General features: G+C 58.6%; 18 protein-coding genes. 9 read left to right on the top strand and 9 right to left on the bottom strand.

Annotated elements, in window-relative coordinates; all coding sequences use genetic code 11:
- The first annotated feature begins 8 nt into the window (after positions 1 to 8).
- From citC to citG, 6 genes are read left to right on the top strand one after another with little or no spacing between them, the layout of a single operon-like run.
- Positions 9 to 1,031: a [citrate (pro-3S)-lyase] ligase gene (citC, locus tag V1572_RS21455; protein WP_395299572.1), complete on the top strand. Its 1,023-nt coding sequence runs from the start codon at positions 9 to 11 to the stop codon at positions 1,029 to 1,031.
- Positions 1,032 to 1,047: 16 nt separating this feature from the next.
- Positions 1,048 to 1,341, top strand: coding sequence for a citrate lyase acyl carrier protein (gene citD, locus V1572_RS21450; RefSeq protein WP_021242087.1), 294 nt, complete (start codon positions 1,048 to 1,050; stop codon positions 1,339 to 1,341).
- Positions 1,338 to 2,213, top strand: coding sequence for a citrate (pro-3S)-lyase subunit beta (citE, locus tag V1572_RS21445; RefSeq protein WP_023344877.1), 876 nt, complete (start codon positions 1,338 to 1,340; stop codon positions 2,211 to 2,213). The genes citD and citE overlap by 4 nt, the downstream gene beginning before the upstream one ends.
- Before the next feature lie 10 nt (positions 2,214 to 2,223).
- On the top strand, positions 2,224 to 3,747 hold the full coding sequence (gene citF, locus V1572_RS21440) for a citrate lyase subunit alpha (RefSeq protein WP_395299571.1): 1,524 nt from the start codon (positions 2,224 to 2,226) through the stop codon (positions 3,745 to 3,747).
- Positions 3,744 to 4,283 carry a citrate lyase holo-[acyl-carrier protein] synthase gene (gene citX, locus V1572_RS21435; protein ID WP_395299570.1) on the top strand — a complete coding sequence of 180 codons (540 nt, stop codon included), beginning with the start codon at positions 3,744 to 3,746 and terminating at the stop codon, positions 4,281 to 4,283. The genes citF and citX overlap by 4 nt, the downstream gene beginning before the upstream one ends.
- The gene (gene citG / locus V1572_RS21430; RefSeq protein ID WP_395299569.1) at positions 4,261 to 5,064 is read left to right on the top strand and encodes a triphosphoribosyl-dephospho-CoA synthase CitG; all 804 of its coding nucleotides are present in this window, start codon (positions 4,261 to 4,263) and stop codon (positions 5,062 to 5,064) included. The genes citX and citG overlap by 23 nt, the downstream gene beginning before the upstream one ends.
- Positions 5,065 to 5,144: 80 nt before the next feature.
- Here the strand turns inward: citG and V1572_RS21425 are convergent, their stop codons facing one another.
- The 4 genes from V1572_RS21425 to mutY form a co-directional block, all read right to left on the bottom strand.
- Entirely contained in the window at positions 5,145 to 6,401 is a 1,257-nt protein-coding gene (locus V1572_RS21425) for a nucleoside permease (protein WP_008499767.1), read from the bottom strand.
- A gap of 218 nt (positions 6,402 to 6,619) precedes the next feature.
- A complete protein-coding gene (gene mltC / locus V1572_RS21420) occupies positions 6,620 to 7,696 on the bottom strand; it encodes a membrane-bound lytic murein transglycosylase MltC (protein ID WP_014885201.1) in 1,077 nt (358 codons plus the stop codon).
- Positions 7,697 to 7,820: 124 nt separating this feature from the next.
- Entirely contained in the window at positions 7,821 to 8,093 is a 273-nt protein-coding gene (locus V1572_RS21415) for an oxidative damage protection protein (protein WP_008499765.1), read from the bottom strand.
- 25 nt (positions 8,094 to 8,118) lie between these two features.
- Positions 8,119 to 9,171 carry an A/G-specific adenine glycosylase gene (gene mutY / locus V1572_RS21410; protein WP_395299568.1) on the bottom strand — a complete coding sequence of 351 codons (1,053 nt, stop codon included), beginning with the start codon at positions 9,169 to 9,171 and terminating at the stop codon, positions 8,119 to 8,121.
- A 144-nt stretch (positions 9,172 to 9,315) separates the two neighbouring features.
- Here mutY and trmB point away from each other — a divergent pair, with 144 nt between their 5' ends.
- From trmB to V1572_RS21395, 3 genes are read left to right on the top strand one after another with little or no spacing between them, the layout of a single operon-like run.
- Entirely contained in the window at positions 9,316 to 10,035 is a 720-nt protein-coding gene (gene trmB / locus V1572_RS21405) for a tRNA (guanosine(46)-N7)-methyltransferase TrmB (RefSeq protein WP_025760376.1), read from the top strand.
- Positions 10,035 to 10,361, top strand: a complete 327-nt coding sequence (locus V1572_RS21400) for a YggL family protein (RefSeq protein ID WP_003862421.1) — start codon at positions 10,035 to 10,037, stop codon at positions 10,359 to 10,361. The genes trmB and V1572_RS21400 overlap by 1 nt, the downstream gene beginning before the upstream one ends.
- A gap of 56 nt (positions 10,362 to 10,417) precedes the next feature.
- The gene (locus V1572_RS21395) at positions 10,418 to 11,134 is read left to right on the top strand and encodes a DUF2884 domain-containing protein (protein WP_008499762.1); all 717 of its coding nucleotides are present in this window, start codon (positions 10,418 to 10,420) and stop codon (positions 11,132 to 11,134) included.
- Positions 11,135 to 11,216: 82 nt separating this feature from the next.
- Here V1572_RS21395 and V1572_RS21390 read toward each other — a convergent pair whose 3' ends face one another.
- From V1572_RS21390 to V1572_RS21370, 5 genes are all read right to left on the bottom strand, one after another.
- Positions 11,217 to 11,555 carry an endonuclease domain-containing protein gene (locus V1572_RS21390; protein ID WP_262796669.1) on the bottom strand — a complete coding sequence of 113 codons (339 nt, stop codon included), beginning with the start codon at positions 11,553 to 11,555 and terminating at the stop codon, positions 11,217 to 11,219.
- Between the two features lie 63 nt (positions 11,556 to 11,618).
- A complete protein-coding gene (gene hemW, locus V1572_RS21385) occupies positions 11,619 to 12,761 on the bottom strand; it encodes a radical SAM family heme chaperone HemW (RefSeq protein WP_395299567.1) in 1,143 nt (380 codons plus the stop codon).
- Positions 12,754 to 13,347, bottom strand: coding sequence for an XTP/dITP diphosphatase (locus tag V1572_RS21380; protein ID WP_223539540.1), 594 nt, complete (start codon positions 13,345 to 13,347; stop codon positions 12,754 to 12,756). The genes hemW and V1572_RS21380 overlap by 8 nt, the downstream gene beginning before the upstream one ends.
- Positions 13,348 to 13,350: 3 nt before the next feature.
- Entirely contained in the window at positions 13,351 to 13,647 is a 297-nt protein-coding gene (yggU, locus tag V1572_RS21375) for a DUF167 family protein YggU (RefSeq protein ID WP_045909934.1), read from the bottom strand.
- Complete coding sequence (locus V1572_RS21370) at positions 13,644 to 14,210, bottom strand: YggT family protein (RefSeq protein WP_063622418.1); 567 nt, start codon at positions 14,208 to 14,210, stop codon at positions 13,644 to 13,646. Before V1572_RS21370 ends, yggU begins: the two co-directional genes overlap by 4 nt.

Raw genomic sequence — 14,210 nt, 5'->3', positions numbered from 1 at the left:
GCGGCAGCATGCACTCGCAACCCATCGATTTTCGCCACACGCTGGTGGCGAAACATCCGGAACGCTTAAGTCAGATCCGTTATCTGCTGGCAGACAGCGGCCTTGGCCTGGACAACGACATCACGCTGTTCGTCGAAGCCTGGTCCGGCTCGCAGCTGGTGGGTTGCGCAGGGCTTGCCGCCAACGTCATCAAGTGCGTGGCGGTTAACGAGCAGCTTCGCGGCGAGAACCTCAGCGCGCGGCTGCTGGCAGAGGTGGAACATGCGGCGCTGGAGCGCGGCCATTTTCACCTCTTCCTCTGCACCCGTCCGTGCAACCGGGAGCGTTTTGCCCGCAGCGGCTTCTGGCCGATTGCCCAGAGCGGGAACAACGCCGTGCTGATGGAGAACACCCCGCAGGGGATCGCGCGCTACTGCCGTTCTCTGCGCGCGAACCGCAAGTGCGGGGAGAAGATTGGCGCCATCGTGATGAACGCCAATCCGTTCACCCTCGGCCACCGCCATCTGGTGGAGCAGGCGGCGGCGCAGTGCGACGCCCTGCACCTGTTCGTGGTGCGTGAAGACGCCTCGTTCTTCCCGTTCAGCGCGCGGCTCGAGATGGTGCGCACGGGCGTGGCGCATCTGCCGAACGTGGTGGTGCATGAAGGCTCGCAGTACATCATCTCTCACGCCACGTTTCCGGCCTACTTCCTGAAGGAGACCGGCAAAGTGCAGCAGGCGTGGAGCGAGATTGACGTGCTGATCTTCCGGGACTTTATCGCCCCGGCGCTCGGCATCACGCACCGCTTCATCGGTTCGGAGCCGTTCTGCGATATCACCCGCCAGTACAACCAGACGCTGCACGACCTGCTGGCCTCGCATATTGAGGTGGTGGAAATGCCGCGCATCAAGGCCACCGGCAACGCCATATCGGCGTCCGAAGTGCGCCGATTACTGAAGACACAGCAGTTTTCCCGGATCCGGGAGATTGTCCCGGACTCCACCTTCGCGCATCTCGAAACGCATTACCGTGCGAGTGCGGAAGTCGCTTAACTACCAGGAATTTATCATGAAAATTGTAAGGGAGGCGCTGGCCGGAACGCAGGAGTCCAGCGACCTGATGGTGAAAATCGCGCCCGCTCACGGCGAGCTGGAGATCGTCATCCACAGCGAAGTGATTAAGCAGTTTGGCGAGCACATTCGCCAGGTGGTCAACGACACATTGCGCGCCATGAACGTGCACCAGGGATTAATCATTATTGAAGACAAAGGGGCGCTGGACTGTGTGATCCGCGCCCGTCTGCAAAGCGCGCTGATGCGTGCCGCCGATGAACAGGCCATCAACTGGGGGGCGCTGAAATGAGCAAACTCCGCCGCAGCATGCTGTTCCTGCCGGGCGCTAACGCCGCCATGCTCTCCACCGCCTTTATCTACCGTCCCGACTCCATCATGTTTGACCTTGAGGACGCCGTTGCCCTGCGCGAGAAGGATACCGCGCGCATGCTGGTGTTCCACGCGCTGCAGCATCCGATGTATCAGGATATCGAAACCGTGGTGCGCATTAACCCGCTGAGCACGCCGTTTGGCCTGCTGGATCTGGAAGCCGCCGTGCGGGCAGGTGTGGATGTGATTCGTCTGCCGAAAACCGATACCCCGGACGACATCTACGAGCTGGAGGGGCACCTCGAGCGCATCGAGCAGGCGTGCGGCCGCGAGATCGGTTCCACCCGCGTGATGGCGGCGATTGAGTCGGCCATTGGCGTCATCAACGCCGTGGCGATTGCCCGCAGCTCTCCGCGCCTCATCGGCATTGCGCTGGCCGCCTTTGACTACGTGATGGACATGCAGACCGAGCGCGGCGATGGCACCGAGCTGTTCTACGCCCGCTGCGCCGTGCTGCACGCCGCCCGCGCGGCGGGTATCGACGCCTTCGACGTGGTGTGGTCAGACGTTAACGACGAGGCCGGGTTCCTGCGCGAGGTCGATCTGATCCGTAAGATGGGCTTCAACGGCAAATCGCTGATTAATCCGCGCCAGATTGACCTGCTGCACAACGCCTACGCCCCGACGCAGGAAGAGGTGGATCACGCCAGAAGGGTGATTGAGGCGGCAGAAGAGGGTGAGCGTAACGGCCTGGGCGTGGTGTCGCTTAACGGCAAAATGGTGGATGCACCGATTATTAACCACGCGCAGGTGGTGCTGGAGCGCGCGGCGGCTTCCGGCGTGCGTCGGTAAGGATAAGACAATGAATCAGACTGAACTTCTCCATGTGAATTTTCCCCATCTGCGGGACCTAAAACCCTTTGATACCGCCCACAGCACCACGCCGTGGCTGGCGGACAGCGATGCGAAGCACAGCCGAAAGCTGTGCGCCTCGATTGAAGAGGCGGTTAAGCGCTGCGGCCTGCAGGACGGGATGACCATCTCCTTCCACCATGCGTTTCGCGAAGGCGACCGGGTGATCAACACCGTCGTGGCGCTGCTGGCGCGGATGGGCTTCAAAAACCTGACGCTGGCCTCCAGCTCGCTGATGACCTGCAACGACGCGCTGATCGAGCATATCGAAAGCGGCGTCATCACCCGGATTTACACCTCCGGCATGCGCGGCAGGCTGGCGGACGCCATCTCCCACGGGCTGATGGACGAGCCGGTGCAAATCCACTCCCACGGCGGTCGCGTGAAGCTGCTCCAGGACGGCGAGCTGAATATCGACGTGGCATTTCTCGGCGTGCCGTGCAGCGATGAGTTTGGCAACGCCAACGGCACGCACGGCAAATCGTGCTGCGGCTCCCTGGGCTACGCCATGGTGGACGCGCACTTTGCCCGCAAGGTGGTGCTGCTGACTGAAGAACTGGTGCCGTTCCCGAATATGCCCGCCAGCCTGGCGCAGGACCAGGTGGATTACATCGTGCAGGTCGAGAGCGTGGGCGACCCGGCGAAAATCAGCGTCGGCGCGGCGCGCGTCACCAGCAACCCGCGCGAGCTGATGATCGCCCGCTATGCGGCGGACGTGATCGAGCATTCCGGCTACTTCAAGCCGGGCTTCTCGATGCAGACCGGCTCCGGCGCGGCGGCCACGGCCTGCACCCGCTTTATGGAAGAGAAGATGGAGCGCAGCGGCGTGAAGGCGCGCTTTGCTCTCGGCGGCATCACCGGAAGCCTGGTGGATCTGCACGAGAAGGGGCTCATCGAAAAGCTGCTCGATACCCAGTGCTTTGACGGTCAGGCGGCGGCCTCGCTGGCGCGCAACCCGAACCACGTGGAGATCTCCACTAACGTTTACGCCAACCCCGGCAGCAAGGCGGCAAGCTGCGACCAGCTCGACGTGGTGATCCTCAGCGCGCTGGAAATCGACGTCGAGTTCAACGTCAACGTCATCACCGGCTCCGACGGCGTGATGCGCGGCGCGTCCGGCGGGCACTGCGACGTGGCCGCCGCGGCGAACCTGACCATCGTCGTTGCCCCTCTGCTGCGCAGCCGCATTCCGACTGTCGTGAAGCGGGTTACCACGCGCCTCACGCCGGGCGAAAGCATCGACGTGCTGGTTACCGATCACGGCATCGCGGTCAACCCGGCGCGCCCTGAAATCCGCGAGCGGCTGCTGGAAGCCGGGCTGAAGGTGGTGGATATCAACGCGCTGTACGAGCGGGCGATCTCCCTGACCGGCGTCCCGAAACCGATTGAGTTTACCGACAAAATCGTCGGGGTGATCCGCTACCGCGACGGCAGCGTGATCGACACCGTCCGACAGGTGAAGGAGGAAGTATGACTTTAGCGACACCCGTGCGGGCGGGTGTCAGCCTTGACGAACTGCTGGCGGCGAAAGAGCGCCGCGCAGCGCGCCAGGCTGACATGCTTGAGCACTATCAACAACCGGTGATTTCCCTCACGCTGGTCACGCCAGGGGAAATCAAGGACAGCCTGCGCTATCGCAATACCATGGGCGTAGCGCTGCAGATGTGCGACCAGCTGCTGTGGGAAAACCGCTGGCAGGTGCTGGACCGTCAGGTGCTGTGGCTCCCGACCGGACCTGAAGCCCTCTGGTGCGTGGCCCATCCGGCGGTAGAAATCAAAGCGCACTGTGCGGATCTGGAGCAGACGCACCCGCTCGGCAGGCTGTGGGATATGGACGTGATCTGTCCTCAGCACGGCCACGTCGGGCGTCAGTCGCTGGGGGCGAATCTCAGGCGCTGCCTGATCTGCGACGCGCCCGCCCACGCCTGTTCCCGTTCGCGCAACCACCCCGTTGAGCAGGTGGTTTCCCGCGTGGAGAAGACGATCGATGACTGGTTTGCTCGCGACTAAACCACGCCCGGCTGACGTGCCCGCGCTTGCCGAAGCGGCGCTGTGGCAGGAGCTGGAGCTGACGCCCAAGCCAGGGCTGGTGGACACGCTCAACAACGGTTCCCATCGCGATATGGACCACGCGCTGTTTGTCCGCAGCATCGTGGCAATTACGCCGTGGTTTTCGCGCTTTGCCGAGCTGGGCAGCGCGCATGCGGATAAACCCGCTGGCGAACAGCTACGGCTTCTCCGCCCTATGGGGCTAGCCTGCGAGCAGGCGATGTATGCCGCGACGAACGGGGTGAACACTCACAAGGGCGGGATTTTTGCCCTGGGTTTACTGTGCTTCGCCGCCGGGCGTGTGAAAAATATCTCCGCAGACAGCCTCTGCTGTGAGGTGAGTAACATCTGCCGCGGGCTGGTATCGCGGGAGCTGGCCGCACGCAGCGGACAGGCGACGGCGGGCGAGCGACAGTTCCATCAGTACGGCTTAACCGGCGCGCGCGGTGAGGCGGAGAGCGGCTTTGCGACGGTGCGTAAGGCGCTGGCGCAGTGGAATGGACATTCACTTCACGGCCTGCTGTTACGCCTGATGGCCGTCAATCAGGACAGCAATCTGGTATCTCGCGGCGGCATGGAAGGGCTGCGCTACGTTCAGGGCTACGCGCGGGAACTGCTGGCTAACGGTTGGGACCGCGAGGCGTTGATCAGAATGGATAACGCACTGATTGAACGGAACCTGAGCCCGGGCGGCAGCGCGGATTTACTGTCGGTGGGGTGGGTGCTGTCTGGAATAAAATAGCCGGGTGGCGGCTTCGCCTTACCCGGCCTACGGTCTGGTTTTGTAGGCCCGGTAAGCGTTAGCGCCACCGGGCACAACAATCAATGCGCGATCGGCTGCGCACCGTGCGGTTCACGTACGTGCTTGTACTTGAACAGCGCGATGAACGCGAAGAACAGCACCAGCGAGTACGCCGCGAAGATCAGCCACACTGGCTGCCAGTTGGTGATGCCGTTGGTGGTGTACATCTCAACCACTTTACCGCTCACCACGCCGCCCAGAATACAGCCGAAGCCGTTGGTCATCATCAGGAACATACCCTGCGCGCTGGCGCGGATTTCAGGCTTCACTTCTTTTTCCACAAACACCGAACCGGAGATGTTGAAGAAGTCGAAGGCGCAGCCGTAAACAATCATCGACAGCACCAGCAGCACGGTACCGAACGGGCTTGGGTCGCCGTAGGCGAACAGACCGAAGCGCAACATCCACGCCGCGATACTGATCAGCATGACGTTCTTGATGCCGTAGCGGCTCAGGAAGAACGGGATGGTCAGGATGAACAGCGTCTCAGAGATCTGAGAGATGGACATCATCACCGACGCATGTTCAACGATAAAGCTGCCGGAGAACAGCGGGTTGTTATCGAAGCTGTGCAGGAAGGTGTTGCCGAACATGTTGGTGATCTGCAGCTCCGCGCCCAGCAGCATGGAGAAGATGAAGAAGATCGCCATGCGTTTGTTTTTGAACAGCGCGAAGGCATCCAGGCCGAGCATGGTGCTCCAGCTCTGGTTTTTCTGCTGGTTAGACACCGGAATGGTTGGCAGCGTCAGGGTGAAGATCGCCAGCAGCACGGAGAGCGCCGCACCGATATAGAGCTGCATATGGCTCAGTTCGAAGCCCGCGAAGCTCACGCCCCACATCGCCATGATAAAGCCGATGGTGCCCCAGATACGGATTGGCGGGAAATCGGTCACGATATCCATATCCGCGGATTTCAGGCGGTAGTAGGAGATGGTGTTGATCAGCCCAAGCGTTGGCATATAGGCCAGCGAGTTAAGCAGGATCACCATGAACATTGCCCCCGGCGTGGTCACCTGGGCTGCCATAAACAGCGTCCCCGCGCCCACCAGATGGCAAAGCATGTACAGCCATTTGGCGCTTAGCCATTTATCCGCCACGATCCCCAGCAGCGTCGGCATGAAGACCGCCGCAATACCGAGCGAGCTGTATACGGCACCGATTGACGCACCATCGAACTTGAGCGTCACAAACATATAGGAGCCGAGTGTAGTCAGCCAGCTACCCCACAGGCAGAACTGCAGAAACGACAATATTTTAAGCTGCAGCTTAAGGTTCATGTTACTTTCCTCACAAGTGAGCGGGAGATATGTTGTTATAGGAACATTCAGGGTTGTTATTTGATGCAATTCTATCAGTTGGCAACGATATGTTTTGTTACCTCCCGCAAAAAAATGCAATCCACATTAATTTGCAGTTTGGATTGTGATGCAAATAACATTTTCGTATGGGTGGGGGGAAGCAGAACACCTTCTCCTTGCAGGAGAAGGTGTGTTGATTATCGACGACGATAGTTTTTCTGCGCCGTATTCACCTTATACAGGTACCGGCGGGATTCCGCAGACGGGTGGCGGGTGGTGAGGGTGGAGTAGACATCCCCCGGCGCCATGCTGTTGATGATGTTCGCGGCCTGCACTTTGTCATTCGAGAAGACGCGCAGCACGCTGCCCGCGCCGCCGTTATAGGCGGTGATCACCGCATAGCGACGCGACGTTGGGTTATCGATACCGCCGAGGTACACATTGTTCAGCATCGCCAGATAGGCGGTACCGGTATCAATGTTGCTCTGCGGGTCGAACAGATAGCTGCGGCTCGGCGTGCCGGATTTCCCCTGCGCGCGGAAGACGTCTTTCCCGGCGCTGTGCTGCACCACCTGCATCAGCCCCAGGGCGTCGGAACGGCTTACCGCATACGGGTTAAACGAGGATTCGGTCTGCATAATCGCCAGGATCAGCGACTCATCCACGCCGTACTTACGCGAGGCCTGACGCACCATGCCCAGATACTTATGCGCACGCTTGTCGAGGTGGTTCGGGACGAGGTTGATGGTGACGCTGTAGATAATCTTCAGACCGTTAGAGCGGCTCTTCAGGCGCGTCTGCAGCAGGTAGTCGGCAAATTTCGTGGCGCGACCTTCCCAGCGGATCGGCTGACCGGTCTGATCGACAACCTGACCGTACAGGAACGGCTCTTTCGAGATGGTAATATCGTCGGCATCGGAATAGAGATCGATAGAGCCCGGATCGTCACCCATCAGCAGGGTTTTAATAATCGCCTGACGGAGTCGTGCCGCAGGGTCCGTGCCTGCGATGGTCTCAATCGTGATCGTCCCCTCATCAAAGTTGATGTGGCTACGGGTCAGATAGGCGTCGGTGTACTTAACGTAGTCCTTAGGTCCGGCAATAAGAACTTCGTTAAATCCCCATATATTCTCGATGTTATGGGCAAACTGCCCCATCAAAATGTCAAAACCGTTGGTGTCCTTGATCCAGGCCTCGTTGTAATCATCGCCTTTTTTTGACGAACACGAGACCAGCAACGGCGCAACAAGGGCTAGCGCTAAAAGTTTTTTCATCATTCCGGGAGTGCGTGTTGTGTTTGCCTGGTCGTTGCTGTTGCCCGGCGGCGCTATGCTTGCACGGGCCTACGGTTTTGTAGGCCGGGTAAGCGTAGCGTCACCCGGCAACAGCCGCTCGATATTATTTTTCCGGTGGCGTATAGCCTTCGATGTGCACGTCTTTACCTTCGAACAGGAAGCTCACCATCTCCTGCTCCAGCAGCTTGCGGTGTTCCGGGTTCATCATGCTGAGTTTCTTCTCGTTGATCAGCATGGTCTGCTTTTTCTGCCACTGTCCCCAGGCTTCTTTGGAGATTTCATTGTAGATGCGTTTACCCAGCTCGCCCGGATAAAGCTGGAAATCCTGGCCTTCAGCGTCACGCTGCAGGAAAGTACAAAAAATCGTTCTGGCCATACTCATTCCTCTTTTTTGACCGATGCTAAACCATTGCACCGGCACGTAATTGCTGTAACAGGCGCTCCACGGGAGCCGCCAGCCCGACTGATGGCGGTTGCGCTAAGTTATACCAGAGAGCGGTGCCTTCATCCATGCACGAGGCGAAGGAGGACACGGGAAGCCACATCGGCACAATATCCAGATGGAAATGGCTGAAGGTGTGGCGAAACGCGGTCAGCTGCGTCAGGTTATCGGCAGCAATCCCGCGCTGTTTAAGCCATTCACGCAGCAAGTCTTCATCTTCAAACTGTGGGAAGCAGTATAGACCACCCCACAGACCGCTCGGCGGACGCTGGGCCAGGAAGACCTCATCGCCGTGCTGCATCAGCAGCATATAGCCGGTGCGCTCCGGCAGCGTCTGTTTGGGTTTCTTGCCCGGATACTTCGCCCAGGAATGGTTGGCATACGCCACGCAGAGGTTACTCACCGGGCAGAGTTCGCATTTGGGTTTTGAGCGCGTGCAGACCATGGCGCCAAGATCCATCATCGCCTGGTTAAAACGCTCTACCCCTTTCGCCGGAGTGACCGCTTCACTGATTTCCCACAGGCGTTTTTCAACGTCCTTCTTCCCCGGCCAGCCGTCAACGGCATAGCAGCGTGCCAGCACGCGCTTTACGTTGCCGTCGAGGATCGGGAAATGCTTGCCTAAAGACAGAGAGAGAATAGCGCCTGCGGTTGAGCGTCCGACGCCGGGGAGATCGGCCACCTCGTCGAAGGTTTCCGGGAATTTCCCGTTGTGGCGCGTCGCAACCTGCTGAGCGGCCTTGTGAAGGTTACGCGCGCGGGCGTAATAGCCAAGACCGGTCCACAGGTGCAGCACCTCGTCCAGCGGGGCGTTGGCCAGATCGGTCACCGTCGGGAAGCGCGCCATAAAACGCTCGAAGTAAGGGATTACCGTGGCGACCTGCGTTTGTTGCAACATCACCTCGGAGAGCCATACTTTGTAAGGCGTTTTTTCAATTTGCCAGGGCAGGGTTTTACGCCCGTATTTGTCGTACCAGTCCAGCACCTGGGCTGAAAATTGAGAGGCTTGCATGGTCATCGATTCGCATAATCAGGGACGCAGATTGCAGCACAGCGTCAATCTGCTGTAAACCGGATCTTTCCCATGCTTGCATAGAAGCCTTAACTTTGGATAATGCCCGTTTCCCGAACATTCTCACAAGCAGACAACTCTTTTATGAAAAACGACGTCATTTCACCGGAATTTGATGAAAACGGTCGCCCGCTGCGCCGTATTCGCAGCTTTGTCCGTCGTCAGGGCCGCCTGACAAAAGGTCAGCAACACGCGCTGGACAACTACTGGCCGGTGATGGGCGTTGAGTTCAGCGAGCAGCCTCTGGATTTCAGCGAGCTGTTTGGTCGCGACGCGCCGGTCACGCTGGAAATTGGCTTCGGTATGGGCGCCTCGCTGGTGACCATGGCGAAAGCGCGCCCGGAGCAGAACTTCCTCGGTATCGAAGTCCACTCCCCGGGTGTCGGTGCGTGTCTGGCAACGGCCCATGAAGAGGGCGTTGAGAACCTGCGCGTGATGTGTCACGACGCGGTGGAAGTGCTGCACAAAATGATTCCTGACAATTCTTTAACCATGGTTCAGCTCTTTTTCCCTGACCCGTGGCACAAAGCGCGTCATAATAAACGCCGTATCGTTCAGGCGCCGTTTGCCGAGCTGGTTAAAAGCAAGCTGAAGCTGGGCGGTGTCTTCCATATGGCGACCGACTGGGAACCGTATGCGGAACATATGCTGGAAGTGATGTCGTCGCTGGACGGTTACAAAAACCAGTCTGCGAGCAACGACTATGTACCGCGTCCGGAATCGCGTCCGGTAACGAAATTTGAACAGCGTGGCCATCGTCTTGGTCACGGTGTATGGGACTTAATGTTCGAGAGGGTGAAATAATGGCAAAGAATCGTAGCCGTCGTCTGCGTAAAAAGATGCACATCGAAGAATTCCAGGAAGTGGGCTTCTCCGTTGCGTGGCGTTTCCCGGAAGGCACCAGCGTTGAGCAGATCGATCAGGACGTGGATGCATTCATCAACGAGGTGATCGAGCCAAACAAACTGGCCTTCGACGGTAGCGGCTATCTGGCCTGGGAAGGTCTGATCTGCACCCAGGAAGTGGGTAAATGCACCGAAGAACATCAGGCTCTGGTCCGTAAATGGCTTGAAGACCACAAGCTCGAAGATGTCCGCGTCAGCGAACTTTTCGACGTTTGGTGGGACTAATTAAGCAGTAAGGGGCCAGCATTAGCTGGCCCGTTTTGTCTGAGGGAGTGTTTAAGATGCGCAAAACGTTGCTGGCAGTTGCTTTAATGGCAACCGGATTCACCGCCCATGCGGATTATCAATGTAGCGTAACCCCGCGTGATGACGTGGTGTTAAGCCCGCAAACCGTGCAGGTCAAAGGCGAGAACGGCAATCTGGTGATTACGCCAGAAGGGAACGTCACCTATAACGGCAAGCAGTACAACCTGACTGCCGCACAGCGCGAGCAGGCGAAAGACTACCAGTCCGAATTGCGTACCGCGCTGCCGTGGATTAATGAAGGTGCCCTGACGCGCGTCGAAAAGAGCCGCGTGGCGCTGGATAAGATCATCACTAAAGAGGTGGGGGAGAGCAGCAACATGCGCACCCGCCTGACGAAGCTGGACAAGCAGCTTAAAGAACAGATGAACCGGATTATCGAGACGCGCTCCGACGGCCTGACGTTCCACTACAAGGCGATTGATCAGGTCCGTGCCGACGGGCAGCAGCTGGTGAACCAGGCGATGGGCGGCATCCTGCAGGACAGCATCAACGAGATGGGTGCCAAAGCGGTGCTGAAAGGCGGCGGTAACCCGCTGCAGGGCGTGCTGGGCAGTCTGGGCGGCCTGCAAACCTCCATTCAGAACGAGTGGAAAAACCAGGAAGATGATTTCCAGCAGTTCGGCAAAGACGTGTGTAAACGCGTGGTGTCGCTGGAAGACAGCCGGAAGGCGCTGGTGGGGACGCTGAAGTAAGGTTTCTGCGCGCTGGGCCCCTCACCCCATCCCTCTCCCCAGGGGAGAGGGTGTAATCGTTCCCTCTCCCTGTGGGAGAGGGTTAGGGTGAGGGCATCAGGCAGTGCAGTCGTTGCAAAATAGTCATCAACACCTCCTCCTCGTATGTCCTGAATTCATTATTCCAGAACCGTAGTATTTCCCAGCCGTTTACATTCAAAAATTCAGCACGACGTGAATCATACATTTCGTTGTTCTGATGTTGTCCACCGTCCAGCTCGATAATCAGCTTTGCCTTAAAACAGGCAAAATCCACGATATACGCACCAATCGGCATCTGGCGGCGAAACTTATAGCCAAAGAAGCGGCGTCCCCTGAGTAAATACCAGAGGCGTAACTCTTCGGGCGTCATTTGTTTGCGGAGTTGTTTTGATTTGTCCATCCCCACACTCTGCCAGCCTTTCCCTCAGCCGGCAGAACGGGATGCAAAATCCTGAATCAGCCTTCAGGAATCTTCGGCGAGGAACAGCTCAAGAAGGGAATTGAGGAACAGTTTGCCGTGCTCGGTGATCTGCCAGTAATCATCACATTCCTTAAGATATCCCTGGGCCAGCGCCTCGTCGATCTGCGGGCGAATCACCGATTCCGGCAGCCCGGTGTACAGCGCAAACTCCGCGCGCGGCGCGGCTTCCAGCAGGCGGAAGCGGTTCATAAAGAACTCAAACGGTTTATCCGCCGCCTCGACGTCGTGCTGACGCTCCAGGTAGCGGCCTTCCATATACCCGCGCGGGTGACGGGTTTTGGCGGTGCGCAGAATGCGCCCGTCCGGGAAAGTCACCTTACCATGCGCGCCGCAGCCAATCCCGAGATAGTCACCAAAACGCCAGTAGTTCAGGTTGTGCTGACACTGGTAGCCCGGCTTCGCATACGCCGACGTTTCGTACTGCTGATAGCCCGCAGCCGTTAACAGCTGGTGGCCCTGCTCGAAGATATCCCACAGCGCGTCGTCGTCCGGCAGCACCGGCGGACGCGAGCCAAACAGGGTGTTGGGCTCGATGGTGAGCTGGTACCACGACAGGTGTGGCGGGTTCAGCGCAATAGCCTGACGCAGGTCGTCCAGCGCCTCGTCCAGCGACTGATCCGGCAGGCCGTGCATCAAATCGAGATTAAAGCTGCGAAGATTAAGCCCGGTCGCCAGGTTTGCCGCACGCTTCGCCTCTTCCGGGCCGTGAATACGCCCTAGGCGCTTCAGTTTCGGCTCGCTAAAGCTCTGCACGCCGATGGAGATGCGGTTAACGCCAGCGCGCTGATAGTCGACAAAACGGTCGGCCTCAACGGTGCCGGGGTTGGCTTCCATCGTAATTTCAGCATCCGCTGCCAGGTTCAGGCGCGCACGCACGCCGTCCAGCAGCGTTTGCATCGCCGGGCCTGACAGCAGGCTCGGCGTACCGCCACCAATGAAAATGGTCTTAACTTCACGTCCCTGTGCGTAAGGTACATCGGCGTCCAGGTCGGCCAGCAGATGCGCAACGTAGTCATCGTGCGGCACTTCGCCCTTCAGCGCGTGCGAGTTGAAATCGCAGTACGGGCATTTCTGCACGCACCACGGGATGTGAATATAAAGACTCAGAGGTGGCAAATTAGCCATTACGCAGTGCTTCCAGTAACAGTTTCAGCGCGCGTCCACGGTGGGAAATCGCGCTTTTCTCTTCGCGGGTCAGTTCCGCAGCGGTTTTGCCCTCGGAAGGGACAAAGAAAATCGGGTCGTAACCAAAGCCGCCGTTGCCAGCCGCTTCACGGGTAATCACCCCCGGCCAGCTGCCGTGGCAGACGATCGGCGTCGGGTCCTCCGCGTGACGCAGATAGACCAGCACGCAGTGGAACTGCGCGGTGCGCTGCTCGTCCGGAACGTCTTTCAGGGCGACAAGCAGCTTTTCCAGATTCTGCTGGTCGGTAGCGTCAACGCCGGAATAGCGCGCGGAGTAGATCCCCGGCGCGCCGCCGAGGGCGTCTACGGCCAGGCCGGAGTCGTCGGCAATCGCGGGCAGGCCCGTAATCTGCGCGGCATGGCGGGCTTTGAGGATCGCATTTTCGATAAACGTCAGCCCCGTCTCTTCGGCGGAATCCACGTCAAGATCGGTCTGGGCGACCACGTCCAGACCAAAATCATTTAATAGCGAGGCCAGCTCGCGCACTTTACCGGCGTTGCCGGTCGCGAGAACAACTTTCTGCATGGTTTAGTCCTGTTCTGTCAGAGCCGCGACTTCCGTCGGGATAGATTGCGGATTAAGGATTTTTACCTGTTTATGTCGCCCCAGTTCGCCTTTTTCAATGATGACCTGGCTTTTGGCGACGCGAAACTGTTTTGCCAGATATTTGGTCAGATGCGCGTTCGCCTGGCCGTCAACCGGCGGGGCGGTGATGGCGACTTTTAACTCGTCGCCATGCAGTCCAACAATATTGTCACGGCTGGCTTTCGGCTGAATATACAGCCGTAAAACCAGCCCGTCAGCGCAGGTGCTTACTGCACTCATAGCGCCATCCACAGCCCCGGCAGCAGCATATCGCCCGTGGACTGCAGCAGTTCAGCGATCCCCATGTTGATCACATAGAGCAGCAGAACCAGGATCATCGGCGAAAAATCGATGCCGCCCATAGACGGAAGCAGGTTACGGATTGGACGCAGCAGCGGCTCGGCCAGCTGAATCAAGGCATACTCTACCGGGCTACGGCCCTGGCTGACCCAGCTCATGATCGCCATAACCAGCAGCACCCAGAAAATCAGCAGGCCGACGGTTTTGATCAGAATCAGAACGGCGGCAATCCAGATAATCGGCTGGAAGGTGATGACCATAAACAGCACGATCGCTTTGATAACGCTCAGAATAAACGCCACCAGCAGAGACGAGCTGTCGATGGGACCCATGGCCGGGATAATACGGCGCAGCGGTCCGACAACAGGTTGCGTGATTTTCACGACAAACTGCGAGAACGGATTGTAAAAATCACAGCGGGCCCACTGCATCCAGACGCGCAGCAAAAGCGCCATCGTGTACAGCTCAATGACCGTTGAGAGCAGGAAAGTCAACGTCTTCAT

It is taken from the genome of Enterobacter quasiroggenkampii, assembly GCF_043972695.1.
GTDB lineage: Bacteria > Pseudomonadota > Gammaproteobacteria > Enterobacterales > Enterobacteriaceae > Enterobacter > Enterobacter quasiroggenkampii.
The sequence above is the reverse complement of the archived record's forward strand: the minus strand, read 5'-3'. Positions and strand labels throughout refer to the sequence as shown.